The organism is uncultured Kushneria sp. (genome assembly GCF_947497025.1).
In the GTDB taxonomy this organism is placed as follows: Bacteria; Pseudomonadota; Gammaproteobacteria; order Pseudomonadales; family Halomonadaceae; genus Kushneria.
The window spans coordinates 207,288-231,856 of record NZ_CANMFC010000001.1 but is presented as its reverse complement, the minus strand read 5'-3'; the positions used below and the strand labels follow the sequence as shown (position 1 = coordinate 231,856).

The 24,569-nt window shown below is 59.8% G+C and carries 20 protein-coding genes; 1 reads left to right on the top strand and 19 read right to left on the bottom strand.

Features of this window, described 5'->3' with window-relative positions; genetic code table 11:
• Nucleotides 1-27 precede the first annotated feature (27 nt).
• The 3 genes from ubiD to Q0931_RS01100 all read right to left on the bottom strand — a co-directional run bounded on the left by ubiD (nt 28) and on the right by Q0931_RS01100 (nt 3,596).
• Complete coding sequence (ubiD, locus tag Q0931_RS01110; protein ID WP_299256408.1) at nt 28-1,497, bottom strand: 4-hydroxy-3-polyprenylbenzoate decarboxylase; 1,470 nt, start codon at nt 1,495-1,497, stop codon at nt 28-30.
• Between the two features lie 100 nt (nt 1,498-1,597).
• Nucleotides 1,598-2,857 carry a transcription termination factor Rho gene (gene rho, locus Q0931_RS01105; RefSeq protein WP_108843014.1) on the bottom strand — a complete coding sequence of 420 codons (1,260 nt, stop codon included), beginning with the start codon at nt 2,855-2,857 and terminating at the stop codon, nt 1,598-1,600.
• A gap of 415 nt (nt 2,858-3,272) precedes the next feature.
• Nucleotides 3,273-3,596, bottom strand: coding sequence for a thioredoxin domain-containing protein (locus Q0931_RS01100; RefSeq protein ID WP_299256403.1), 324 nt, complete (start codon nt 3,594-3,596; stop codon nt 3,273-3,275).
• Nucleotides 3,597-3,764: 168 nt separating this feature from the next.
• On the opposite strand from Q0931_RS01100, the gene Q0931_RS01095 reads away from it, so the two are divergent.
• Nucleotides 3,765-5,288: a Ppx/GppA phosphatase family protein gene (locus Q0931_RS01095; protein WP_299256401.1), complete on the top strand. Its 1,524-nt coding sequence runs from the start codon at nt 3,765-3,767 to the stop codon at nt 5,286-5,288.
• On the opposite strand, the gene tilS is transcribed toward Q0931_RS01095, so the two are convergent.
• From tilS to pyrH, 16 genes are all read right to left on the bottom strand, one after another.
• Nucleotides 5,262-6,587, bottom strand: coding sequence for a tRNA lysidine(34) synthetase TilS (gene tilS, locus Q0931_RS01090; RefSeq protein ID WP_299256399.1), 1,326 nt, complete (start codon nt 6,585-6,587; stop codon nt 5,262-5,264). The genes Q0931_RS01095 and tilS overlap by 27 nt on opposite strands.
• 91 nt (nt 6,588-6,678) lie before the next feature.
• On the bottom strand, nt 6,679-7,632 hold the full coding sequence (gene accA / locus Q0931_RS01085) for an acetyl-CoA carboxylase carboxyl transferase subunit alpha (protein WP_299257231.1): 954 nt from the start codon (nt 7,630-7,632) through the stop codon (nt 6,679-6,681).
• Between the two features lie 199 nt (nt 7,633-7,831).
• On the bottom strand, nt 7,832-11,341 hold the full coding sequence (dnaE, locus tag Q0931_RS01080) for a DNA polymerase III subunit alpha (protein ID WP_299256397.1): 3,510 nt from the start codon (nt 11,339-11,341) through the stop codon (nt 7,832-7,834).
• Between the two features lie 143 nt (nt 11,342-11,484).
• On the bottom strand, nt 11,485-12,117 hold the full coding sequence (gene rnhB, locus Q0931_RS01075) for a ribonuclease HII (RefSeq protein ID WP_299256395.1): 633 nt from the start codon (nt 12,115-12,117) through the stop codon (nt 11,485-11,487).
• Between the two features lie 18 nt (nt 12,118-12,135).
• A complete protein-coding gene (lpxB, locus tag Q0931_RS01070; RefSeq protein WP_299256393.1) occupies nt 12,136-13,281 on the bottom strand; it encodes a lipid-A-disaccharide synthase in 1,146 nt (381 codons plus the stop codon).
• 31 nt (nt 13,282-13,312) lie between these two features.
• Nucleotides 13,313-14,083: an acyl-ACP--UDP-N-acetylglucosamine O-acyltransferase gene (gene lpxA, locus Q0931_RS01065; protein WP_299256391.1), complete on the bottom strand. Its 771-nt coding sequence runs from the start codon at nt 14,081-14,083 to the stop codon at nt 13,313-13,315.
• The gene (gene fabZ / locus Q0931_RS01060) at nt 14,080-14,523 is read right to left on the bottom strand and encodes a 3-hydroxyacyl-ACP dehydratase FabZ (RefSeq protein ID WP_086623243.1); all 444 of its coding nucleotides are present in this window, start codon (nt 14,521-14,523) and stop codon (nt 14,080-14,082) included. Before fabZ ends, lpxA begins: the two co-directional genes overlap by 4 nt.
• A 136-nt stretch (nt 14,524-14,659) precedes the next feature.
• The gene (gene lpxD / locus Q0931_RS01055; protein WP_299256386.1) at nt 14,660-15,700 is read right to left on the bottom strand and encodes a UDP-3-O-(3-hydroxymyristoyl)glucosamine N-acyltransferase; all 1,041 of its coding nucleotides are present in this window, start codon (nt 15,698-15,700) and stop codon (nt 14,660-14,662) included.
• A 22-nt stretch (nt 15,701-15,722) separates the two neighbouring features.
• Nucleotides 15,723-16,229, bottom strand: a complete 507-nt coding sequence (locus Q0931_RS01050) for an OmpH family outer membrane protein (RefSeq protein WP_299256384.1) — start codon at nt 16,227-16,229, stop codon at nt 15,723-15,725.
• 46 nt (nt 16,230-16,275) lie between these two features.
• Entirely contained in the window at nt 16,276-18,609 is a 2,334-nt protein-coding gene (gene bamA / locus Q0931_RS01045; RefSeq protein WP_299256382.1) for an outer membrane protein assembly factor BamA, read from the bottom strand.
• A gap of 310 nt (nt 18,610-18,919) precedes the next feature.
• Entirely contained in the window at nt 18,920-20,269 is a 1,350-nt protein-coding gene (rseP, locus tag Q0931_RS01040) for a sigma E protease regulator RseP (protein WP_299256378.1), read from the bottom strand.
• 2 nt (nt 20,270-20,271) lie between these two features.
• Nucleotides 20,272-21,462 carry a 1-deoxy-D-xylulose-5-phosphate reductoisomerase gene (ispC, locus tag Q0931_RS01035; protein ID WP_299256376.1) on the bottom strand — a complete coding sequence of 397 codons (1,191 nt, stop codon included), beginning with the start codon at nt 21,460-21,462 and terminating at the stop codon, nt 20,272-20,274.
• 108 nt (nt 21,463-21,570) lie between these two features.
• Nucleotides 21,571-22,368: a phosphatidate cytidylyltransferase gene (locus Q0931_RS01030; RefSeq protein WP_299256374.1), complete on the bottom strand. Its 798-nt coding sequence runs from the start codon at nt 22,366-22,368 to the stop codon at nt 21,571-21,573.
• Entirely contained in the window at nt 22,361-23,104 is a 744-nt protein-coding gene (gene uppS, locus Q0931_RS01025; protein ID WP_299256372.1) for a polyprenyl diphosphate synthase, read from the bottom strand. The genes Q0931_RS01030 and uppS overlap by 8 nt, the downstream gene beginning before the upstream one ends.
• Nucleotides 23,105-23,167: 63 nt before the next feature.
• The gene (gene frr / locus Q0931_RS01020; RefSeq protein ID WP_299256370.1) at nt 23,168-23,725 is read right to left on the bottom strand and encodes a ribosome recycling factor; all 558 of its coding nucleotides are present in this window, start codon (nt 23,723-23,725) and stop codon (nt 23,168-23,170) included.
• Nucleotides 23,726-23,741: 16 nt separating this feature from the next.
• Nucleotides 23,742-24,494 carry a UMP kinase gene (gene pyrH, locus Q0931_RS01015; RefSeq protein WP_108842996.1) on the bottom strand — a complete coding sequence of 251 codons (753 nt, stop codon included), beginning with the start codon at nt 24,492-24,494 and terminating at the stop codon, nt 23,742-23,744.
• Between the last annotated feature and the right edge of the window lie 75 nt (nt 24,495-24,569).

Here is a 24,569-nt window from a genome sequence, read left to right as displayed (position 1 = left end):
GTCAGTAACTCCCAAGCCCTTGACCGCTCAGGTATGGATACCGTATGTGTCCCAGCGCTCGTCGACCCGGGCCTTGATCTCATCGCTCATGACAATCGGTGTACCCCACTCGCGCTGAGTCTCGCCCGGCCATTTGGAGGTCGCATCCAGCCCCATCTTGGAGCCCAGACCGCTGACCGGCGAGGCAAAGTCGAGATAGTCGATCGGGGTATTCTCCACCATGACCGTGTCGCGCGCCGGGTCCATCCGCGTCGTGATGGCCCAGATTACATCCTTCCAGTCACGAGTATTGACGTCATCATCCACCACGATCACGAACTTGGTGTACATGAACTGACGCAGAAAGCTCCAGACCCCCATCATTACGCGCTTGGCGTGTCCCGGATACTGCTTTTTCATCGACACCACGGCCAGGCGGTACGAGCACCCCTCGGGCGGTAGATAGAAGTCCACGATTTCAGGGAACTGGCGGCGCAGAATGGGAACGAAGACCTCATTGAGCGCCACGCCCAGCACCGCCGGCTCATCCGGCGGACGACCGGTATAGGTGGAATGATAGATGGGATCGCGCCGATGGGTGATGCGCTCGACGGTAAAGACCGGGAAGGTATCGACTTCGTTGTAATAACCAGTGTGATCCCCAAAGGGGCCTTCCGGCGCCATGTCATCAGGATAGATATGGCCTTCCAGCACGATCTCGGCACTGGCCGGCACGCTGAGGTCGGCATGATGGCACTTGACCAGCTCGGTTTTGGAACCGCGCAAAAGCCCCGCAAAGGCGTACTCGGACAGCGTATCGGGCACTGGCGTCACGGCGCCCAGAATGGTGGCCGGGTCGGCCCCCAGCGCCACCGCCACGGGGAAGGGCTCGCCAGGGTGGGCCTGCTGCCAGTCGCGAAAATCGAGCGCCCCGCCCCGATGGGACAGCCAGCGCATGATCAGGCGATTTTTCGACAGTTTCTGCTGACGATAAATCCCCAGATTCTGACGCTCCTTGTGCGGCCCTTTGGTAATGACCAGAGGCCAGGTCACCAGCGGCGCGGCATCCCCCGGCCAGCAGTGCTGTATGGGGATGGCGTCCAGATTCACGTCGTCCCCTTCCAGCACCACCTCCTGACAGAGCGCCTTTTTAACGTGACGCGGCCCCATGCTCATCACCTGCCTGAAGATGGGCATCTTCTGCCAGGCATCCCGAAAGCCCTTCGGCGGCTCGGGCTCCTTCAAAAAGGCCAGCAGCTCGCCGACCTCGCGCAGTGCCTCGACGCTGTCCTGCCCCATCCCCAGCGCCACCCGACGCGGTGTACCAAACAGGTTGGCCAGAACCGGCATGCGGCTGCCGCGCACGTTTTCAAACAACAGGGCAGGCCCTTCATCGCGCAAAACGCGATCACATATCTCGGTCATTTCCAGATAGGGGTCCACCTCGACGGTGACACGCTTGAGCTCCCCCATCCGTTCAAGCCCCTGGATAAACTCCCGCAGATCGCGATACTTCATGCCCGGTCCTGCTCCCGTAATAAAGCAAAGGGGCAGCATAGCATGCTGCCCCTTCCCTGCAGACGTCCCTCGGGGACGCCCGTCAAACCCGATCCGCGCTTTAGCGGCGCTTCATGGCCTCGAAGAATTCCAGATTGGTCTTGGTGTCCTTGAGACGATCAATCAAAAATTCGGTCGCGGCAATATCTTCCATCGGATTGAGCAGCTTGCGCAGAATCCACATGCGCTGCATTTCATCTTCCGAGGCGATCAGGTCTTCGCGACGGGTGCCGGAGCGGCGAATGTTGAGCGCCGGGTAGACACGCTTCTCGGCCAGCTTGCGGTCCAGATGCGCCTCCATGTTACCGGTCCCCTTGAACTCCTCAAAGATGACTTCATCCATCTTGGAACCGGTATCCACCAGCGCGGTCGCCAGAATCGTCAGGCTGCCGCCTTCCTCGATGTTACGAGCGGCACCGAAAAAGCGCTTGGGCTTTTCAAGGGCGTGGGCATCCACACCGCCGGTCAGCACCTTGCCGGAGCTTGGCACGACCGTGTTATAGGCACGGGCCAGACGGGTAATGGAGTCGAGCAGAATCACCACGTCCTTTTTATGCTCGACCAAGCGCTTGGCCTTTTCGATCACCATCTCGGCCACCTGCACGTGACGTGCCGGCGGCTCATCGAAGGTGGAGGCCACGACTTCGCCGCGTACGGTACGCGACATCTCGGTGACCTCTTCCGGGCGCTCATCGATCAACAACACAATCATGTGACATTCGGGATTGTTGCGGGTGATCGAGTTGGCGATGTTTTGCAGCATCATCGTCTTGCCCGCCTTTGGGGGCGAGACGATCAGGCCACGCTGGCCCTTGCCGATCGGCGAGGTCAGGTCGATGACGCGTGAGGTAATGTCTTCCGTGGAGCCGTTGCCGATCTCCATGACCAGACGCTCCTGGGGAAACAGCGGCGTCAGGTTTTCAAACAGGATCTTGTGCTTGGCATTTTCGGGGCGGTCAAAATTGATCTGATTGACCTTGAGCAGCGCAAAGTAACGCTCCCCTTCCTTGGGCGGACGAATCTTGCCGGCGATCGAGTCGCCCTTGCGAAGATTGAAGCGGCGGATCTGGGACGGCGAGACATAGATGTCATCGGGGCCGGCCAGATAGGAAGAGTCAGCACTGCGCAGGAAACCGAAGCCATCCTGAAGGATTTCGAGTACGCCATCGCCATAAATGTCCTCACCGCTTTTAGCGTGCTTTTTGAGGATGGCGAAGATGATGTCCTGCTTGCGCGAACGAGCCAGATTGTCGATGCCCATTTCCTGGGCAACTTCCAACAGCTCGGGAACAGTCTTTTGCTTGAGTTCGGTTAGATTCATCGGCTTGATTCGGAAATCGCTTTAGTCAGCATGGCTGTAAGAGATGCGGCCGGGACAGGAAACGGTATCTTGAATACCGCCTGATTTGTCGTCAGAGCCCGCGGGATCTCGACGCCTGATGGTTGTTGAAAACCAGGCTGTGGAGATGAACCCGAAAAGCGCCTCGTTCGAAGGAAAGAAGTAACATGACGGTAAAACCCGAGTTCAGCACCGATCGCATCAGGGTCAGTTCGTCTGCTTGAGAAATGGCGTGGCAGACTGGGAGAAAAGCAATACGACCCTGTTGGCTCGCTCGGCGGCTGGCAAGCAGCTGAAATCAGGCGAACGCACCGATGTTAGACAACGCTGATCGTCGACGCAAGCCCTTTTATTGCTCGGCTATTGCCTGTCCGAATCCCCCGGCCCCGGACCTTATTCAAAGATGCTCATCAAGAAGCTGGTGTAGCTGCGCTCGGGAAAGGGCTCCGACTCGCGTGGTTTCAAGCGTGCCATCGATAAAAAGACACAGCGTCGGCACGCCTCTGGCCCCCAGACGCCCGGCCAGGGCCGGCGAGGCGTTGATGTCGACACGATAGATCTTCACCCGATCGACGTAGTGCTGCGCCACGTCTTCAAGGGTCGGCATCAGGGTACGACAGGGACGACACCAGTCGGCTTTCAGCACCACAAGTGCCGGCTCATGCCTGTCGGCCACCTCCTGCTCGAAACGGTGCTCATCCAGATCAGTGATGATACTCATGCCCTTCCCCATTGACGTCGTCTCCTCGCCTGCCCCCGACAGGGCGAGCGGCTCGTTTAAGCAATTGACATGATATCAGCCTGACATCACTCTTTGGCGAACCATTACCTGACCGAAGGGGCCTGATGCGCGAGGGCTGCCGGGTCAGCAACGCCATGGAATCGGCTCATGACGCATGTTCAGACAATACCCTCTTCCGGCCCTCTTCGCCTGGCGGCGGTGGATCTGGGGTCCAACAGCTTCCACCTCCTGATCGTGGAGGCAGATAACGGCCACTTTACCGAACTGGAAAAGTGCAGCAAAAAGGTACAGCTCGCCGCTGGACTTGATGACCATGGTCAGCTTGATGAAGGCGTCATGGCGCGCGCGCTAAAGTGCCTGGAAGAGTTCGGCACCATCATCGATGAACATCGGGTCGATCGGCTAAGGGTGGTCGGCACCAATGCTCTGCGCACGGCCGCCAACAGCATCGACTTCGTGATACGCGCCGAACAGTGCCTAGGCCAGCGCATCGAAACCATTTCAGGCCGTGAAGAAGCCCGCCTGATTTATCAGGGGGCCTCGACCGCCTGGCAGGAAGACACCACCCATTGCCTGGTCGCCGATATCGGCGGCGGCTCGACCGAGCTGATCGTGGGTACCGGTACCCGGCCACTGGCGCTGGAAAGCCTGGAAATGGGTTGCGTAGCCTACACGCGGCGCTTTTTTGAAAGCGGCGAGATCACCGAGGCTACCATGGCAAGCGCCGAGCAGGCTGCCCTGCTGGAACTGGCCAACATCACCACGCACTATCGCCGACTGGGCTGGCAGCGTGCCATTGGTACTTCCGGCACCATCAAGGCCGCGGCGGCCACGCTCAGAGCGATGCAGCCGCATCTCAAAAAGGGCGAGATCACCCGCGAAGGGCTTGCAGAGCTGCGTCAGAAGCTGATCGATCTGGGCCATCTTGACCATGTCAGCATGGCCGGACTCAAAAGCAATCGCGCTCGTGTCTTCCCGGCCGGTGTTGCCATTTTAAGCGCCATCTTTCAGGCACTGAATCTGGAGCACATGCAGCATACCAATGGCGCCCTGCGTGATGGCGTACTGCTGGATCTGCTCGCGCGCGATACTCGCCATGACGTGCGTCATACCACTCTGGGCGACATGCAGCGCCAGTATCAGGTCGATGTTCAGCATGCCGAGTACGTAGCCGCCACGGCCCTGAGGCTGTTTGATCAGCCTGAAGCGTCGCGGGGACTGGACGATGCCTGCCGGCAACTACTGGAACAGGCCACCATGGTCCATGAAATCGGGCTGGGCGTGGCCCATAACCGCTACCATCAGCACGGCAGCTATCTGCTCGCCAACAGCGATATGCCGGGCTTTTCACTGCCCGATCAGCTGGCGCTGGCCTGGCTGGTTCAGGCGCATCGTCGCCAGCTCCCCGACCCCCCACCGCAGCATCGTGCGGCGCTGCCTTCAGGCGTGCTCGTACATCTGGCCCGCCTGCTGCGACTGGCCGTGGTGCTCTGTCGCGCGCGTGATCCGTCCAATGACTGGCAGCCGGCGTTGCACACTGATGAAAATGATGAGAAAGGTCTGGTGCTGACCTTTTCGGAGTCCGTACCCGAACTGCTGCGTCAGGATCTGGCACTGGAGCAGCAGTGGCAGCAGCGGGCGGGGCTACCGCTTTTGATCAATACGCCCTGAGCCATCAGGGTCAGCGTGCCCTGTCAGTCTCCAGCCATCGGCGGCCAGGCTTAAAGGCCCCAACACGCCGGCCGGCGTCTCGTCATGCCACACGACCATGATGCGGTCACGTTGCCATGGCGGCACGGCATGCTCCTGCAACAGCTTTTTAAGCGGGCGTCGCTGCCCGTGCAGCCGGAGTTTCTCTCCGCCGGCACGGGGTGTCAGTATCAGCGCGGCATGTTCGCCTGCCAGCGGCTGCATCTGATCCCGGACAACGCCCAGCGGGGTGCTGATCGGCGTGATGCCGTCCCACCTGAGTGACCACGACGAATCGTCAGGGCCATCCGTTTCGCTTTCAGACAGCAGAAAAAGCGTTTCGCGCCAGAGCCGTGCCTGGACACCGGGCCAGACAACGCACACCTGACGGTCCGGGCCGGCCCAGGCCAGCTGATCCAGCAAGGCCTCCAGCCGACCACGCGGAGGTGAGGCCAGCCCAAGACGCTGCAGGGCCATATCCACCACCAGTCGCTGCCTCGGCCGGCTCAGCTCGCAAAGCGCGGCGCGCGGCAGGCACTGAGGATGCTTGCCCAGCGCCGCCAGATCCATCTCTGCCAGCGCCTGCAAAAGCTCATCGGCTTCACGCAGATAGTCAGCGCTGCGCGCCATCTGCTCGGCCGCCGCCGGCCAGCGTTCCGCCAGAGGCGTCATGACGTGATGGCGCAGATAGTTACGGTCCTGAAGGTCGTCACCGTTGGTGGGATCATCGCACCAGCCAATGGCCTCATCGGCCAGACAGGCATCAATGTCTTCACGACTCGCTGCCAGCAGCGGGCGCTCGAGCCGGCCTGCCCCCAGTGCTCGATGCTTCGGCATGCCGGCCAGTCCGCGCACGCCGCTGCCGCGCATCAGGCGATACAGCAGCGTTTCAGCCTGATCAGCCTGATGATGGGCCATCCACAGGGTATCACCGGGCGCCAGCAGCGCTTCGAACACGGCGTAACGCGCGCGACGGGCATCGGCTTCCAGCCCGTCACGTGCCTTTAATGTTACCCGTTCAATATGGAGCGCCACCCCCAGCCGGTCACAGGCATGCTGCGCCGTAGCAAGGAAGGTATCGGCCGCCGGCTGCAGCCCGTGATGGACATGGACAGCGCGCAGGGTGACGCCGGGATAGCGCTGTACCGCGCGGGCCGCCAGCAGCAAAAGGCAGGTACTGTCCCGCCCGCCCGACAGCGCCACCCAGAGCGTGGATGTCGCAGCACTCGAGTGCAGCGCCGCCATGGCAGCCTCAATGCGCGCTTCAAGTGACGAACTCATGACCCAACGCTCCCTGCCCGGAGGTTTTCACCATCAAAAACGGGAAGGCCAGAGCCTTCCCGTTTTATAGCCCATCCTGATGACGTCTCGATCAGTCGAGGGCACCGTAGCTCATCAGGCGCTCGTAGCGACGCTCCAGCAGCGACTGGGTGTCCATGGCCTGGAGCACATCCAGCTGATGCAGCAGGGAAGCCTTGAGGCGACGGCCCATTTCAGGCATATGACGATGCGCGCCACCCAGCGGCTCCTCGATCAGCGTATCGACAAAACCCAGCTCCTTGAGTCGGGTCGCCGTGATGCCCATGGCCTGGGCCGCATCCGAGGCGCGATCGGCACTTTTCCACAGAATCGAGGCACAGCCTTCCGGCGAGATGACCGAATAGGTGGAAAACTGCAGCATGGACAGCGAATCACATACCCCGATCGCCAGTGCCCCACCGGAACCGCCTTCGCCGATCACGGTCGAGATAATGGGCGTTTTCAGGCGGGACATGACCGCCAGATTGCGCGCGATCGCCTCACTCTGACCGCGTTCTTCGGCATCGATGCCCGGATAGGCGCCGGGCGTGTCGATGAACGTCAGAATGGGCATGTGAAAGCGCTCGGCCATCTCCATCAGGCGGCAGGCCTTGCGATAGCCTTCCGGACGCGGCATGCCGAAGTTGCGGCGCACCTTGTCCTTGACCGTGCGGCCCTTCTGATGGCCGATGACCATGACCGGGCGATCATCAAGACGCGCCACGCCACCGACCAGAGCGGCATCATCGGCAAAGCTGCGATCGCCGTGCAGCTCATCGAATTCGGTAAAGATTTCAGCAAGATAGTCCAGCGTATAGGGACGCTGGGGATGACGGGACAGCTGAGAGACCTGCCACGAGGTCAGATCGCGAAAGATCTGCTCGGTCAGCTTGCGGCTCTTGTCCTCAAGCTTGGCAATCTCGTCACTGATGTTGATCTTGCTGTCGTTGCCCACCAGCCGCAGTTCTTCGATCTTGGCCTGCAGCTCGGCAATCGGCTGTTCAAACTCGAGATAATTCGGATTCATAGGGGTCGTCACAGAGCTCTTTCATCAACGCGAGCAGCGCAGGGCATGCACGACAGTATCGGCCTGGACCGTCGCAGCACAGAAAGGCAGCGCACGGCGTCGGTGAATCGGTGGGCCATTATCCCATTGTGGGCGTTGGGTGCAACCTTGAGACAACATCCATTGTACGGTGATGTCATCTCATGGTGTGCCCAGGATGTCAGCGGTAGCAGAGTCTGACCTCTGGATGGCCTTCCACGCCCTCCTGCAACCCGGTGATCAGCTCGTCACAGGGCGAGACCCGCCACTGCGGATCAAACTCGAGACAGCCACCGGCGTGGCTGTTGCGATATTGAAGCCGAATGGGCAGCCCTTCCTGGTCCAGATGTGGCGTCAACCGATCCATCAGCGTGCGGCTGAAGCGTCCATTGATGCGCTCGGCATCGATACTGATTTCAATCGCCTCACCAAAGCGGGCGCGGGCCTCGACCATGGGCGTGACCTCCTTTGCCCGCAGGCGCAGCCCGCCGGAATAGTCATCCAGGCTGACCTCGCCTTCCAGAATCACGACCCGGTCGGCCGCCAGATGCTGGCGCACCTGATCATAGAGCTCGCCAAACAGGGACGCCTCGATACGGCTGGTACGGTCATCCAGGGTCACAAAGGCGATGGTATCGCCCCGCTTTGACTTCATGGTGCGCATGGCCACGATCAGGCCGGCCACACGCTGAGGCTCTCGCGAGGGCTTTAAATCGACAATGCGGGTCGAGACAAAGCGCTTGAGTTCGTTTTCATATTCATCGATGGGATGACCGGTCAGGTAAAGCCCCAGCGTATCCTTCTCGCCGGCCAGCCGGTCACGGTCACTCCAGTGGCGCACGCCGCGATGATCGCTGTAGACATCCAGCGTCTCTTCATCCTCACAGACAAACGCCTCACCAAACATGTCCACCATGCCGATGCTGGCATTGTTCTGGCTCTGCGACGCCGCCCGCAGGGCATCTTCCAGCGCCGAAAACAGCACCGCGCGCGAGGGACCCAGATGATCCAGTGCCCCCGAGCGGATCAGCGCCTCCAGCGTGCGCTTGTTCATGCGTTTGCCATCTATGCGGCGGCAGAAATCAAAGAGATCACGAAACGGCCCACCCGCCTCACGCGCTTCGACAATAGCGCCGATCGGGCCTTCACCCACGCCGCGAATGGCGCCCAGTCCGTAGACCACCTGCCCCTGCTCGTTGACGCTGAAGCGGTAGCTGCCGATGTTGACGTCCGGTGGGGTCACGGTCAGCCCCATGCGCCGGCACTCCTCGATCAACGGCACCACCTTGTCCAGGTTGTCCATTTCGGTCGAGAGCACCGCCGCCATGAAGGGCCCCGGATAGTGCGCCTTGAGCCAGGCGGTCTGATAGGAGACCAGACCGTAGGCTGCCGAGTGCGACTTGTTAAAGCCGTAACCGGCAAACTTCTCGACCAGGTCAAAGAGATTGCCGGCCAGATCGGCATCGATGCCGTTGCCAGCACACCCTTCCATAAAGCCGGCGCGCTGCTTGGCCATCTCCTCGGGCTTTTTCTTGCCCATGGCACGACGCAGCATGTCGGCCTGACCCAGGCTGTAACCCGCCAGCACCTGGGCGATCTGCATCACCTGCTCCTGATAGAGGATGATGCCGTAGGTAGGTTCCAGCACGCTCTTGAGCCATTCATGCTGATAGTCCGGATGCGGATAGGCAAGCTCGGCGCGCCCATGCTTGCGGTTGATGAAGTCATCCACCATGCCCGACTGCAGCGGGCCCGGGCGAAAAAGCGCCACCAGGGCGATCATGTCCTCCAGTGAATCCGGCTGCAGGCGCTTGATCAGCTCCTTCATGCCGCGCGATTCCAGCTGGAACACCGCCGTGGTCTCGGCCTTTTTCAGCATGTCGAAGGTCGGCTTGTCATCCAGCGGGATGGTGGCAATGTCCAGCGCCCCCTTTCCTTCTCGCGCCCGCACCGTATCGACCATCTCGAGCGCCCAGTCGATGATGGTCAGCGTACGAAGCCCCAGGAAGTCGAACTTGACCAGTCCGGCCTCCTCGATGTCGTTCTTGTCGTACTGCACCATCAGGCCACTGCCGTCCTCATCGCACAGCAGCGGCGAGAAGTCGGTCAGGCTGGTAGGCGCAATCACGACGCCCCCGGCGTGCTTGCCCGTCCCGCGGGTAATGCCCTCCAGCCGGCGCGCCATGTCCCAGATTTCCTGGGCATCCTCGTCGACGTCCAGAAATTCGCGCAGTGCGCTCTCCTGCTCGTGCGCCTTGCCCAGTGTCATGCCGACTTCAAAGGGGATGAGCTTGGAGAGCTTGTCGCCCAGCGAATACGGCTTGCCCTGGGCACGTGCCACGTCACGCACCACGGCCTTGGCGGCCATGGTGCCGAAGGTGACGATCTGGGAGACGGCATTGCGCCCGTAGCGGTCGGCCACGTAGTCAATGACCCGGTCGCGCTTTTCCATGCAGAAATCGACGTCAAAGTCGGGCATGGAGACACGCTCCGGGTTCAGGAATCGCTCGAATAGCAGGTCATATTCCAGTGGGTCGAGATCGGTGATCTCGAGCGCATAGGCCACCAGCGAGCCAGCGCCGGAGCCACGCCCCGGTCCCACCGGCACATCGTTTTGCTTGGCCCAGCGAATGAAGTCCATCACGATCAGGAAGTAGCCGGGAAAACCCATCTGATTGATGATATTGAGCTCGAAATCCAGCCGTTTGCGATACTCGGGCTCGTGCTCTTGGCGCGAACGTCCGGGATAAATGGGACGCTCGCCGCCAAAAAGCAGGTCCAGACGCCGGGTCAGACCGTCATGGGAGAGCTCGCAGAAAAACGCCTCCATGGTCTGACCTTCCGGCACCGGGTACTCCGGCAGAAAAATTTCGCCCAGTCGCATCTCGACACTGCAGCGTGCGGCGATATGGACACTGTTTTCCAGCGCCTCGGGAATGTCGACGAAAAGCTCGGCCATCTCCTCGGGTGTCTTGAAATACTGCTCCTCGGTGTAGCGCGTTTCCCGGCGCGGGTCATCCAGCGCCTTGCCCTCGGCAATCGACACCCGGGTCTCGTGCGCCCAGTAGTCCTCGCGGGACAAGAAGCGCACGTCGTTGGTCGCCACGACCGGTGTTCCGGTCTCCATGGCAAGCTGCACGCTCAAATGCAGGCACTCTTCATCGTTCTCACGCGAGGTACGCTGCAGCTCCAGATAGAAGCGGTCGGGGAAAAAGCGCTGCCATTCGGTGAGCAGCTCACGGGCCGTCTCGGCATGGCCGTGCAGCAAATAGCGGCCAATCTCGCCTTCCCGCGCTCCGGAGAGCGCGATCAGCCCGTCACTTTGTTCGAAGATCCACTCCTTGTGGAGATAGGCGCGCCCCTGCTGCTGACCATGCTGCCAGGCCCGGGAGATCAATTTGGTCAGATTGAGATAACCGGTCTGATTCATGGCCAGCAGGGTCAGGCGATAGGGATGGGCCGGATCCTGAGCGTTGTAGAGCCAGACATCACTGCCCACGATCGCCTTGAGTCCAGCGCCCTGCGCCTGTTTATAAATCTTGACCAGTCCGAACAGGTTCGTTTCGTCAGTGACGGCCAGCGCCGGCTGACCGACCTCGACGGCCTTCTGCGTCAGCGCCTTGAGTCGAATCAGCCCGTCAGTCAGCGAATATTCACTGTGCAGTCGCAAATGTACAAAGGGCGTGGTCATGGGTGCAGGCTCGCTATGGTCAACGAATGGCATCAGTCAACGAAGAAGATCGGGGAACATCGGAGAGGCCATGCCATGGTACCGATGATCACCGCTGCCGGGCCAGCGACCCGGCGAGAAGAGGGATGTTTTTACAGCCGGTGTCAGTCCGGCAACAGAGCTCTGACAGGGCGAAAGGAGCGCCGGTGTTCGGGCAATGGCCCCAGTCGTGCCAGCGCTTCCAAGTGGGCGCGGGTCGGATAGCCCTTGTGGGCAGCAAAACCATATTCGGGATGGCGCGCATCGAGTGCGTGCATCTGGGCATCCCGTGCCACCTTGGCCACGATCGAGGCCGCGGCAATGGCGGCTACCCGGCCATCGCCCTTGACGACCGCCTGACCCGGCAGACGGTGGCCGGGCAGGCGGTTACCATCGACAAGCAGATATTCAGGCGTGATCGATAGCCCATCGATGGCCCGGCGCATGGCCAGATGCGTGGCGTGATGAATATTGAGGGTGTCAATCTCACCGGAAGTGGCCTCCCCCAGCGACACGGCCAGCGCCCGCTCGCGAATCAGGCGATCCAGCACCTCACGGCGTTTGGGCGTCATCTTCTTGGAATCCATCAGCCCCTCGATGGGACGCTCGGGATCAAGAATGACGGCGCAGGCCACCACGGTACCGATCAAGGGTCCACGACCGACCTCATCAACACCCGCCAGACGCCAGCCCTGATAGGGGACGACCAGCGGCGGATGCTCGGCATTCGGCGTCATGATTTCAGGGATAAAATTCATGTCTTGTTGCGCTGTTGTTCAGAAGTGATCGGATCGGCGTGGCCGGGCCATCAGATCCAGGATGGCCTGGGCGGCCCGCGCACTGGCACCGCGCTGTAGCGTTCGGTGCATGTCGACAAAACGCGCACTCAGCGCACGGGACTCGAGTTCATTTTCAAGCATTGGTGCCAGCGCCAAGGCAATGGCCTCGCCTGTTGCATCATCCTGAATCAGCTCGGGGACCAGCGTCTCCTGAGCGATCAGATTGGGCAGGGAAATCCAGTGTGTTTTGACCAGACGACGGGCTATTTGCCAGGTCATGGGCGCCATGCGATAGGCCACCACCATGGGGCGATGGCAGAGCATGGCTTCAAGCGCCGAAGTTCCCGAGGTCAAAAGCACCGCATCGGATGCCGTCATGACCTCCCACGCCCGGCCGTCCACGAGGGTGATGCCTTCATCAAGAACGCCATGAGCCACCAGTTCCTCACGCCTTGCAGGAGAAGCTGCCGGCATGGCGACCTCGAGCTCGGGCAGGCGCTGTCTCAAAAGCCGAATCGCTTCAAGGAACACCGGCGTCATGAAGCCGATCTCGCTGCTGCGCGAACCCGGCAATACGGCCAGCACGCGGGGGCTATCGCTCATACCCAGCGCGTGCCTTGCCTGATGACGGTCGTTGTCCAGCGGCAGTTCTTCGGCCAGCGGATGACCAACAAACTGTACCGGCACGTCGTGGCGTTCATAGAATTCGGCTTCAAAGGGCAGAAACGTCAGCATCATGTCGACGGCGCGCCGAATCTTTTTGACTCGTCCCTGACGCCAGGCCCAGACCGACGGGCTGACGTAATGGGCCGTGGTCATGCCGTTTGATCTGAGCTGGGCTTCCAGTCCCAGATTGAAATCCGGCGCATCGATGCCGATCATGATGTCGGCAGGCCAGGCCTGCGCCTCGCGCCGCAGATGACGGCGTACGCCTACCAGGCGGGGAAGATGTCTGAGTACCTCGACAAGCCCCATGATGGAGAGCGTTTCCAGCGGATAGAGGCTCTCGAGCCCCTCTTCGATCATGCGCGGGCCGCCGATGCCACGAAAGCTCACGTCACCATGCTGGCGCTTGAGTTCACGCATCAGGGTCGCCCCCAGGATATCTCCCGAGAGCTCACCGGCTACCAGAAAAACACGCATCGAGGTTCTCTCCGGCCAGCGGCCTGCATCATCAGCGTGTCAAGCCACGCGATGAGCTTCTCAGCGAAGCGATGAAGACATCAAGCCAGGCACTGCGATTTGCCTGCTGATCCAGCTCTTCAAGGGCCTGCGCCAGCGTGCGCTGGCTGCGAAATACCAGTTTGTAGGCACGGCGCAGCTCGCTGATCACATCGCTTTCAAAGCCACGACGCTTGATCCCCTCGGCATTGAGCCCATGCGTGGCGGCCGGATTGCCGGTCACCATCACAAACGCTGCGATGTCCTTGGTGATGATGGAACCACCACCGCACATGGCATAGGTCCCCACATGGCAAAACTGATGCACGGCGGAGAGACCACCGAGAATCACGTTATCGCCGATATGGACATGACCGCCGAGCGTGGCCTGATTGGCGAGAATCACGTTGTCGCCCAGCACGCAGTCGTGAGCCACATGAGCGTAGGCCATGAAAAGCCCACCGCTGCCGATGCGTGTCACGCCCTGATCCTGGACCGTGCCGCGATGAACGGTGACGCCTTCGCGGAAGACATTGTTATCACCAATCTCGAGGCGGGTGGCTTCCCCCCGATACTTCTTGTCCTGACAGTCTTCACCGATGGTCGCAAACTGATAGACGCGATTGTTGCGCCCCATCGTGGTGGGCCCTCTGACCACCACATGCGGCCCGATAACGCTTCCGGCGCCAATCTCGACATCGGCACCGATCACGCTGAACGGGCCAACCTCGACATCATCCGCCAGACGCGCAGCAGGATCGATGATGGCAGATGGATGTATCAAGAGACTTTCCTCTCGGCACAGATGATGTCGGCTTCACAGACCACCTCACCTTCGACGTGCGCACGGCAGGAAAATTTCCAGATGCCGCGACGTGCCTTGAGCATGCGCGCTTCCAGCGTCAGCTGATCGCCAGGAAAGACCGGACGCTTGAGGCGAACATTGTCACTGCCGACATAGTAATAGATGTAGCCATCGGCGGGGCGCTTGTCGACGGTCTTGAAACCGAGGATTCCGGCCGCCTGTGCCAGCGCTTCAATGATCAGAACACCCGGCATGATGGGATGACCCGGGAAGTGGCCCTGAAAGAAGGGCTCGTTGTAGCTGACGTTCTTGCAGGCCGTAATGCATTCGCCCAGTTCCAGTGCGTTAACACGGTCCACGAGCAAAAACGGGTAACGATGGGGGAGATATTCCTGGATCTCGTTGATATCCATGACCATGGGCTCACAACCTCTGACATAACGAAATGCCTGCCGAGCCGGCAGGCATGTGACTGGCGGCCGCATGGCCAACCATTATGATATTTGCTGCCGCAGCAGCAATGGAAAACCGATTGCACCAGCAACCCGAGGGCGCTTATTCACCCTCGTTGTGGCGTTCAAGACGGGTAATTCTTCTGGCCATCTGGTCCAGCTGTTTGAAGCGCACGGCATTCTTGCGCCACAGCGCGCTGGGCATCGAGCCAGTCCCGGAGGAGTAGATACCGGGCTCATTGATAGAGTTTGTGACAAGACTCATGCCGGTCACGTTGACGCCGTCACACAGGGTCAGATGGCCTGCAAGGCCTACCCCGCCCCCCAACTGACAGTGGCGTCCGACATGGGTAGAACCGGCAATACCAACACAGCCGGCTAGCGCACTGTGATCACCAATGTGAACGTTGTGCGCAATCTGCACCTGGGAGTCGATCTTGACGTTGTCACCGATGACAGTGTCATCAAGCGCCCCACGATCAATGCTGGTGCAGCTGCCAACTTCCACATCGTCGCCGAGGATCACGCCGCCAAGCTGTTCAATCTTGTGCCAGCGGCTGCCATCATGGGCAAAGCCGAACCCGTCACCACCGATCACGGCACCACCGTGGATGATGGCCCGGGCACCGATGATGACCCCGTGATACAGGGTCACTCCCGGATGGATCAAACTGTCCTCGCCCACCGTGCAGTACTCTCCGACCACGCTGTTTGCACTGACAGTGACCCGATCCCCCAGAGTGACGCCAGCACCAATGACTGCATGAGCGGCTACGGTGACATCACTGCCCAGCTGCGCGGAGTCATCGATCACCGCAGTCGGGTGAATGCCCCCCTGCTGGCTGGGCAGAATCGGAGCAAAGCAGCGAGACAGATGCGCATAGCCCAGATAGGGATTGTCGATGGCCAGCGCCGGCACGGGGCACTGATCGACCATATCCGGGTGCAGCATGACCGCAGCGGCCTTCGTACCCGCCAGATCCTTCAGATAGGCACGGTTGGCCAGAAAGGCAATGTCGGTCGTGCCGGCATCATGAAGGGTCGACAGCCCGTCAACACGCACGGCGCCGTCCCCGTGAAGAGTGGCCCCAAGGCGCTGAGCGAGCTCGGCGAGTGTGTAACCTTGACTTGAATATCTTGTCATCTTGGTGGAGCGACGCGCGCCTTCAGTTGAGCGAGTTGAAGGTTTTGGTCACTTCCTGAGTCAGATCCAGCGTATCACCTGCATAGATCACGCTGTTGCGATCAACCAGCACGTCCACGTTGTGACGCTTGACTACCTGCTCGATGGCACGATCGAGCTTGGGACGTGCCTGCTTCAGGAAGGCCTGCTCCTGCTGAGCCCGCTTCTGTTCAAGCTGACCACGCTGTTGCTGAAACTGGCCGCCCTTCTGACGCAGTTGTTGCATGACGTTTTGTCGCTCGCTGTCGGACATCACGTCACCATTGCTTTGCAGACGCTGCTGGAGCTTTTGAACTTCCTCGCCCAGCGCCTTGACCTGCTGCTGCTGACTGCCCAACTGATTCTTGAGCTGGTTCATCGACTGCTGCGCCGAAACGGTTTCCAGCAGCGCCTGCTGCCAGTCAAGCACCGCTACTTCATTGGCCTGTGCAGCCCCTACCGTCGTTCCAAGCGCTCCGGTCACCGCCAGAGCCAGCATCCACTTACGCATTACTCAACTCCTGAAATTCGTATCATTGTAACGCAATGGCCAATGATCAGAAGGTCTGGCCCAGCGAAAACTGGAAGAACTGGGTATCGTCGTCATCCTTTTTATTGATGGGACGTGCTACCGAGAAGGTCAGCGGCCCCACCGGCGTCAGCCAGGAAAGCCCCAGGCCAGCGCTATAGCGAAGGTCACCCAGATCAATACCGGAGCTGCACTCGGAAGTACGTCCCGACTCGACGGGGTAGCAATCACTCAGGAAGGTGTTACCGGCATCAATGAAAAAGGACGTCTGAACCTGGCGATGGTCCTCTATAAAGGGCGTCGGAAAGATCAGCTCAGCGGACCCTTCCACCAAGATGTTACCGCCCAGTGTATCGTCGTCGCCATCATTGCGCTCTGTGGTGCGCTGACCCAGCGTATTGCTTCGGAAACCGCGCACGGAGCCCAGACCACCTGAATAGAAGTTCTCGTAAAACGGCATGTTATCGGTGCCGCCAAAGCTGTCGGCGTAGCCAAGCTCCGAGCGGAACTTGAGCGCCCACTCCTCGGTCTTGATCGGGAAAAGCTTCTGGCCCTGATAGCGCAGCTTGTAGAACTGGGCATCGCCACCGGCCGTTTCCACGGAAGCATTCTGATAGCTGCCCGCCGTGGGCAGGATGCCACGGTTGAGGTTATTACGGGTCCAGCCGGCGGTCAGGCTGTAGGTATTGAAATCCTTGCCTTCGTCGTCGATAAACTGAACGATTTCCGAGGGGGAATCGTCGTAGTCATCGACATGCAGGCTTTCAAGATTGACACCGAAGTTCAAGCGCGACAAATCACTGATGGGATAACCGAAATTCACCCCACCGCCAAAGGCGTCGGTGGAATAGGTCGAAATATCGGAATCCTCATAATCGGTAGACCGATAATAGAGGTTATAACCGCGCGAGATGCCATCCAGCGTCCAGTAGGGATCGGTATAGCTGAACCGCAGGTTCTGGTAGTACTTGCTGGTCTGCGCACCTATATCCACACGATTGCCCGTCCCCAGAAAGTTGCGCTGGGACAGTGAGGCACCGTAAATGATGCCTTCGGACTGGGCAAAACCAAGACTGGCCGAAATGCTGCCCGAGGGCTGCTCTTCGACGTTGTAGGTGACATCCAGCTGGTCGGGCGTATCGGCCACCGGCTGGGTATTGACCTCGACCTGACGGAAAAAGCCCAGCCGCTCAAGGCGTGCCTGAGAGTCGCTGATGGCATCGGTAGAGGCCGGCGCGCCTTCAAGCTGGGTCATTTCACGACGCAGCACTTCATCGGCGGTGGTGGTATTGCCGCGGAAGTTGACGCGGCGAACATAGGCACGACGACCTGGCTCAACGTTGAAGGTCACATCGACCCGGTCGTCGTTGTCATGAATATTGGGCACGGCCTCGATACGGGCGAAGGCAAAGCCCTGGGCACCCAGCGCCTTGCGAAGCGCCTCGGAAGAGGCGGTCAGATCCGACTGGGAAAAGATCTCGCCGCTTTTGGCCTGGACCAGACTACGCGCCTTGTCATCAGGCATTTCGATGTTGCCGGCGAAGTTGATATCGCCAAAGCGATAGCGCTTGCCCTCATCGATATTGACCGTGACATAGATCGAGGACTTGTCAGGGCTGATCGAGACCTGGGTCGAGTCGATGGCGAAATTGACGTAGCCGCGGTCAAGATACCAGGAACGCAGACGATCGAGATCGCCCTGAAGCTGCTCGCGGGAGTACTGATCGGACGAGAACCAGCCAAGGAACCAGCCCGGACGGTCTTCAAGCTCGAACTGCTGCCGCAGGGTGTCATCGTCAAAATCCTGGTTGCCCACGATATTGATCTGCTTGATGCGCGCCACGTTGCCTTCGTTGATATCGATATCAACCTGCACGCGGTTTTGATCAAGCTCATGGACCGAGGTCGAAATGCGGGCGCTGTAACGCCCCTGCCCCTGGTAAACCCGCTCCAGCTCGCGCTGCATCTCTTCAAGTGTCGAGCGCTGAAGCACCTGCCCTTCGGACAGACCTGCATCGCTCAGCCCCTTTTTGAGCTGATCCTCGGGAATCTTGGAGTTGCCCTTGATATTGATGCTGGCAATAGAGGGACGTTCATCGACATCGATCACCAGAACATCGCCATCCCGACCCAGCTGCACATCATCAAAAAGGCCGGTACGAAACAGCGCCTTGCCGGCATTGGAGATCGACTCATCACTGACCGTATCATGGGCGGAAATGGGTAACGCGTTGAACACGGTCCCCGCAGAAACACGCTGCAACCCTTCCACGCGAATATCGGAAACCTCGAAGGACACGGCAAATGCCGCCTGGGAGGCGCCCATTAACAACACCGCCCAACCTGTAGCTCTAATCTTCATGCCGTCATTTCGCTTGTTACAGAATTCCGCCCACTCGGGGCCCGCTTTTGCTCAAGGTTCATGCCAATGCCCTGACAGGGTCCAACAAAAAGGAAACCATTTCGCTTATCGACATCGATGCTCCGAGCGGGAAGGCCAGTATGACACTCCAGAGACGCCAGCAGTAACCATCAACCACCCTGACGGGAACAGGCACCTTATACACAACCCCACCACCCTGACAAGCGCGGACGTCATGGGCTCGGTACAGAATTTGTAATAATCGCGGCGACAACGGCCCCGGTTGTCATGCTCAAAGCCATCGAAGCTATCAAAGACGCATGATGTCAAAATAAAAGGCCATCAGCATCAGCGAGGCGATCAGCGCCATGCCAATACGAAGTCCGAATGCCTGCACGCGCTCAGAAACCGGCCGACCTCGCACCAGCTCAATGACGTAATACACCAGATGCCCACCATCCAGTACAGGCACCGGCAAAAGGTTCAACACCCCCAGGCTGATGGAGAGATAGGCCAGAAAACTGATAAAGGTTTCAAGACCCGACCGCGCCGAATCTCCTGCCACCCGCGCGATCGTAATTGGCCCGGACAGGTTGGAAGGTGAAATCAGCCCCGTGATCATCTTGCCGATGGACCCAACGGTCAGGGACGTCATTTCCCCGGTACGCGACAGTGCCTGCCCCATGGCGCCCAGCGGCCCCCAGGACAGGGTGCGTTGATACTCCTCAGGCCAGCTGACACTGCCGACGCCGGCCCCCATGAACCCGGTGGTGGCGCCATCCTGCTCACGCCCCTCGGGCGTGACCGTGATCGCCATGTCACGACCGTCGCGCTCTATACGCATTGCAAGCGGCGTATCGGCGGCGGCCTGCACGCGCGACACCAGATCCTCCCATGTCGATATGGGCTGACCCTCCACCGACCTGATGCGATCCCCCGGCTGAAGACCGCCCTGCGCCGCCGGGCTGTCGTCAAGAACCTGCCCAATGACCGGAGCAACTGCAGGGCGCCAGGGTGTAAACCCGAGCGTTCCCAACGGCTCGGGCGGGTCCTGACGCGCCATGAAACGCTCAACCGGTAGCTGATGCGTTTCAAGGCGTCCCTGCCTGTCTTTTGTGGAGACCTCGAGATGGCCACTGGTACCGATTTCGGCCACCAGCGCCAGGTTGACGCCGTTCCAGTCCGGCGTCTGCCGACCCTGAACGGAGACAATCTCCTGACCGTTTTGCAGCCCGCCGTGCGCAGCTGGTGAGTCCGGCGCGACCTCGCCGACCATGGGCACGATGGCCGTGGTACCGGCCATGAACATGACCCAGTAGGCCACCACGGCCAGAATAAAGTTGGCCAGCGGCCCTGCGATCACCACAGCGATCCGCTTGAGCACATGCTGACGATTAAAGGCCAGATGCTGCTCATCAGACGCTACCGGCCCTTCGCGCTCATCCAGCATCTTGACGTAGCCGCCCAGCGGGATGGCCGCCAGGGCAAACTCGGTGCCGTGACGGTCCACTCGGGAGATCAGCGGCTTGCCAAAGCCCACCGAAAATCGCAGGACACGAATGCCACAGCGCCTTGCCACCCAGAAATGGCCGAACTCATGAATCGTGATCAATAGTCCAAGTACGACAATGACCGCGATGATATTTTGCAGGATTCCCATGGCTATCCTCCGGCAGCAGTCATGGCCAGCTCATCAATAACCACCTGCGCCTCGTGCCGCGCCAGACGATCCTGCGCCAGGATCACGTCAAGCTCATCGGCACTGCGACGTTCGATACGTCCCATGACGGTTTCAACCACGAAAGGAATATCGGTAAAGCCGATACTGCCGGTCAGAAAGGCATCCACGGCAATCTCGTTGGCGGCGTTGAGTACGGCAGGCGTCGTGCCACCTGCCATCATGGCTTCTCGTGCCAGTCTGAGGCAGGGGAAGCTTTCAAGGTCAGGCGTTTGAAAATCAAGGCGTGCCACGGCAAAGAGGTCCAGCGGTCTGACACCGGCATCAATACGCTCGGGCCAGGCAAGCGCATGCGCGATGGGGGTACGCATGTCCGGATTGCCCAGCTGGGCCAATACCGAGCCGTCGCTGTAAGCGGCCATGGAGTGAATCACGCTTTGTGGATGAACAACCACATCAATCTGGTCCGGCGTGGCATCGAACAGCCAGCAGGCTTCGATCAGCTCAAGCCCCTTGTTCATCAGCGTGGCGCTATCGACCGAAATCTTTCGTCCCATGGACCAGTTGGGGTGCGCGCAGGCCTGATCGGGCGTCACATGGGCCAATGCCTCCCGGTCGTAATCGCGGAAGGGACCGCCCGATGCCGTCAACAGCAATCGGGTAATCCCGTGACGCTCGAGCCCACCGCGATGCTTCCGCGGCAGACACTGAAAAATGGCGTTGTGTTCGGAATCCAGCGGCAGCAGTGTGGCGCCGGAGCGGGCCACTTCGCGCATGAACAGCGCACCGCTCATGACCAGTGCTTCCTTGTTGGCCAGTAGAACCCGCCGCCCGGCACGAACGGCGGCCAGCGTCGGAATCAGTCCGGCAGCGCCTACAATGCCGGCAACCACCACTTCTGCCGCACCCGCCACCTCACACAGCGCCCGCTCTCCCCAGCTGACCCGGGTGGCCACCTGATGTGCTTCCAGCGCTGCGCCAAGCTGACCAGCCTCCTCCTCACTGCCCAGCACCGCATGCTCGGGCTGATGTTTTAGACACAGCGCCAACAATTTTTCAACGCTCGAATGGGCAGTCAGTGCGTGCAGACGATAACGGTCAGGATGGCGTTCGATAACATCAAGGGCACTGGTACCGATGGAACCGGTAGCCCCCAGCAGGGTGACGGTCTGCATGAAAGAGATCCTGAAAACTGAAACGGATGGGAGGCACAAAACGCGCGACCCGAGCCGATTCAATCATGATCATCGGCTGCAGGCCACAAAACCGCATGCTGACAACGATTAACCGATCCAGGGTGCCAGCAGGGCAAAAATGGGAATGGCAGCGGTCAGGCTGTCGATTCTGTCCAGCACTCCGCCGTGTCCCGGCAACAGATTGCCGGAGTCCTTGATGCCACGATAGCGCTTGAGCATGCTCTCATTGAGATCGCCCAGCACCGAGGCACCAGTAACAATGGCGCTGATGATGACCAGTACCAGCGTCTGGCCAATACCCATGCCCTGAAAGAGTGCCATGATCAGCGCAAGAACAGCTGTGCCGCCCAGCGCGCCGTAAACACCGGCCCAGGACTTGCCAGGGCTGACCCTGGGAGCCAGCTTCCGATTGCCATAGGCACGGCCGGCAAAATAGGCCGCGATATCGGCGCCCCAGACCAGAAACAGCACGTACAGAAGCCATATCGGTGATTCGCGCAACAAAAGCAGACCTACCCAGCAGGGTAGTAACGCCCATAGGCCCATGGCATAGCGCATCCCACGGCTGCGCCACTGGTCAGTATTGTCGGGATAGCTGATGACCCAGTAGAGACAGAGCAGCCAGCCGGCCAGCGCGATCCACAGTGGCCAGGTCTGCAAGGCAGCACCGGAGGACCAGCCCAGCGCCATCAGAGCAATCAGTGTCACTGTAAACAGGGCGCGATCCTTGAGGCTCTCGCCGCCGGAAAGATTGGACCACTCCCATGCAGAAGCGGCGACCAGTAGGCCCACGAACGTGGCAAACCAGCCGCCTCCCAGTACAAACAGCAGTATCAGTGACGCGGGCCCGATGGCCAGCGCTGTCAACACCCGTTGCTTAAGCACCCTGAACCTCGATTTGTTCGTCGGTCATGCCAAAACGGCGCTTGCGACCAGAATAAACACTCAATGCTTCATCGAAGGCATCGCCATCGAAGTCAGGCCAGTATAGTGGTGAAAAGTAGAATTCTGCGTAGGCCATTTGCCAGAGAATAAAGTTACTGATGCGCTGCTCGCCACTGGTACGAATGCAAAGATCCACTTCCGGGATCCCTGTCGCTGACATTTCACGCTCAAAAAGCGCTTCGTCAATGTCATTGGCCGACAACTGACCATCCTCAACCTGGCGCGCGAGACGCTGTGCGGCACTGGCGATATCCCAGCGACCACCATAGTTGACGGCCACGATCAGTTTCAGTCCCTGGTTATGGCGGGTCAGATGCTCGGCTCGATCAATGGCACGATTCAGGGAGGAAGATAGCTTCGAGCGGTCACCGACGATGCATAGGCGGATACCGTTTTTATGCAGTCGGGAGACCTCACGCTTGAGCGCCATGATGAAAAGCTCCATCAGGGCACTGACCTCCTGCGCCGGACGCTTCCAGTTCTCACTGGAAAAGGCAAACAGGGTAATGGCTTCAAGGTGATGTTCGGCCGCGCGCTTGATCACGGCCCTGACCGACTCTACTCCGGCATGGTGACCGCGCACGCCAGACAGCCCACGAGACTTGGCCCAGCGGTTGTTGCCGTCCATGATGATAGCCACATGCCGGGGCATGTTTGAAAACTTGTCAGGCGTCATGACTTCTCACTGCAGGCACGGCAGCACGCCGTGCCCTGAATCGGATGGTTTCGGGCCAGAACCTCAGACCTGCATCAGATCGCTTTCCTTTTGCTCAAGCGACTTGTCGATCTCGGCAATAAAACGATCGGTCAGCTTCTGAATACCGTCCTGTCCCTGACGCTCTTCATCTTCCGAAATCTCCTTCTGCTTGAGAAGGGATTTCAGATCACCATTGGCGTCACGACGAATATTGCGCACGGCAACACGCGCATGCTCGGCTTCAGTCCGTGCCTGCTTCGTATACCCCTTGCGGGTTTCTTCCGTCAGCGCGGGCATCGGCACACGAATGACCGTCCCTGCCGTGGATGGGTTCAGACCAAGATCCGCCGTCATGATGGCCTTTTCCACCTTGGGCACCATGGTTCGTTCCCAGGGGACCACTGACAGTGTCCGAGCATCTTCGACGTTGACATTGGCCACCTGAGACAGCGGCATTTCAGCACCGTAATACTCGACACGCACGGCATCGAGAATACTGGGGTGTGCACGACCGGTGCGGATCTTGCCAAAGGCCGACTGCAGCGATTCAACACTTTTCTGCATACGGCTTTCGGCGTCTTTCTGGATCTCGTTGATCACTTTATAAATCCTCTACTCAGCCTTTTTGTTCCACCGGGCCGTTATCGACGATAGTGCCTTCACGACCACCCATGACAAGATTCAACAACGCGCCGTGGCGCGTCATGTCGAAGACGCGAACCGGCATGTCATGGTCACGTACCAGACAGATGGCGGTCAAATCCATGACGCCGAGTTTCTGGTCGAGTACATCATCGTAGCTGAGTCGATCATATTTGGCGGCATCGGGATGCTTGACGGGGTCCTTGTCGTAGACACCATCAACCTTCGTGGCCTTGATGACCACGTTGGCATCGATCTCGATACCGCGCAGGCAGGCAGCACTATCGGTGGTGAAGAAGGGGTTGCCGGTGCCTGCCGAGAAAATCACGACATCACCGGAGGTCAGGTAGCGTATGGCCGTGCGGCGATCATAGTGTTCGACCACACCGCTCATGGGAATGGCAGACATGACGCGCGAGCGGATGTTGGCGCGCTCCAGCGCATCACGCATGGCCAGGGCATTCATGACCGTGGCCAGCATGCCCATGTGATCACCGGTGACCCTGTCCATGCCGGCGGCATGAAGCGCCGCGCCACGAAACAGGTTACCACCGCCGACCACGATACCCACCTGGACACCAATGCCCACCAGTTGGCCGATTTCCAGCGCCATTCGATCCAGTACCTTTGGATCAATACCGAAGTCCTGTTCGCCCGTCAGCGCCTCACCCGAGAGCTTGAGCAGAATACGCTTGTACTTGGCGCTACGTTCAGTATTTGGGGGCATGTGACATCCTCCTGATGGCCCGAGGGGAGAAAACGTGATGTGTATTGCCGGTCATGGCAGAAGATGCCATGCCTG

Excerpts from the sequence above, each read along its gene's own strand:
- ubiD (WP_299256408.1), bottom strand. The coding sequence starts at position 1,497 with ATGAAGTATCGCGATCTGCGGGAGTTTATCCAGGGGCTTGAACGGATG.
- rho (WP_108843014.1), bottom strand. The coding sequence starts at position 2,857 with ATGAATCTAACCGAACTCAAGCAAAAGACTGTTCCCGAGCTGTTGGAA.
- Q0931_RS01100 (WP_299256403.1), bottom strand. The coding sequence starts at position 3,596 with ATGAGTATCATCACTGATCTGGATGAGCACCGTTTCGAGCAGGAGGTG.
- Q0931_RS01095 (WP_299256401.1), top strand. The coding sequence starts at position 3,765 with ATGACGCATGTTCAGACAATACCCTCTTCCGGCCCTCTTCGCCTGGCG.
- tilS (WP_299256399.1), bottom strand. The coding sequence starts at position 6,587 with ATGAGTTCGTCACTTGAAGCGCGCATTGAGGCTGCCATGGCGGCGCTG.
- accA (WP_299257231.1), bottom strand. The coding sequence starts at position 7,632 with ATGAATCCGAATTATCTCGAGTTTGAACAGCCGATTGCCGAGCTGCAG.
- dnaE (WP_299256397.1), bottom strand. The coding sequence starts at position 11,341 with ATGACCACGCCCTTTGTACATTTGCGACTGCACAGTGAATATTCGCTG.
- rnhB (WP_299256395.1), bottom strand. The coding sequence starts at position 12,117 with ATGAATTTTATCCCTGAAATCATGACGCCGAATGCCGAGCATCCGCCG.
- lpxB (WP_299256393.1), bottom strand. The coding sequence starts at position 13,281 with ATGCGTGTTTTTCTGGTAGCCGGTGAGCTCTCGGGAGATATCCTGGGG.
- fabZ (WP_086623243.1), bottom strand. The coding sequence starts at position 14,523 with ATGGTCATGGATATCAACGAGATCCAGGAATATCTCCCCCATCGTTAC.
- lpxD (WP_299256386.1), bottom strand. The coding sequence starts at position 15,700 with ATGACAAGATATTCAAGTCAAGGTTACACACTCGCCGAGCTCGCTCAG.
- Q0931_RS01050 (WP_299256384.1), bottom strand. The coding sequence starts at position 16,229 with ATGCGTAAGTGGATGCTGGCTCTGGCGGTGACCGGAGCGCTTGGAACG.
- bamA (WP_299256382.1), bottom strand. The coding sequence starts at position 18,609 with ATGAAGATTAGAGCTACAGGTTGGGCGGTGTTGTTAATGGGCGCCTCC.
- rseP (WP_299256378.1), bottom strand. The coding sequence starts at position 20,269 with ATGGGAATCCTGCAAAATATCATCGCGGTCATTGTCGTACTTGGACTA.
- ispC (WP_299256376.1), bottom strand. The coding sequence starts at position 21,462 with ATGCAGACCGTCACCCTGCTGGGGGCTACCGGTTCCATCGGTACCAGT.
- uppS (WP_299256372.1), bottom strand. The coding sequence starts at position 23,104 with ATGACGCCTGACAAGTTTTCAAACATGCCCCGGCATGTGGCTATCATC.
- pyrH (WP_108842996.1), bottom strand. The coding sequence starts at position 24,494 with ATGCCCCCAAATACTGAACGTAGCGCCAAGTACAAGCGTATTCTGCTC.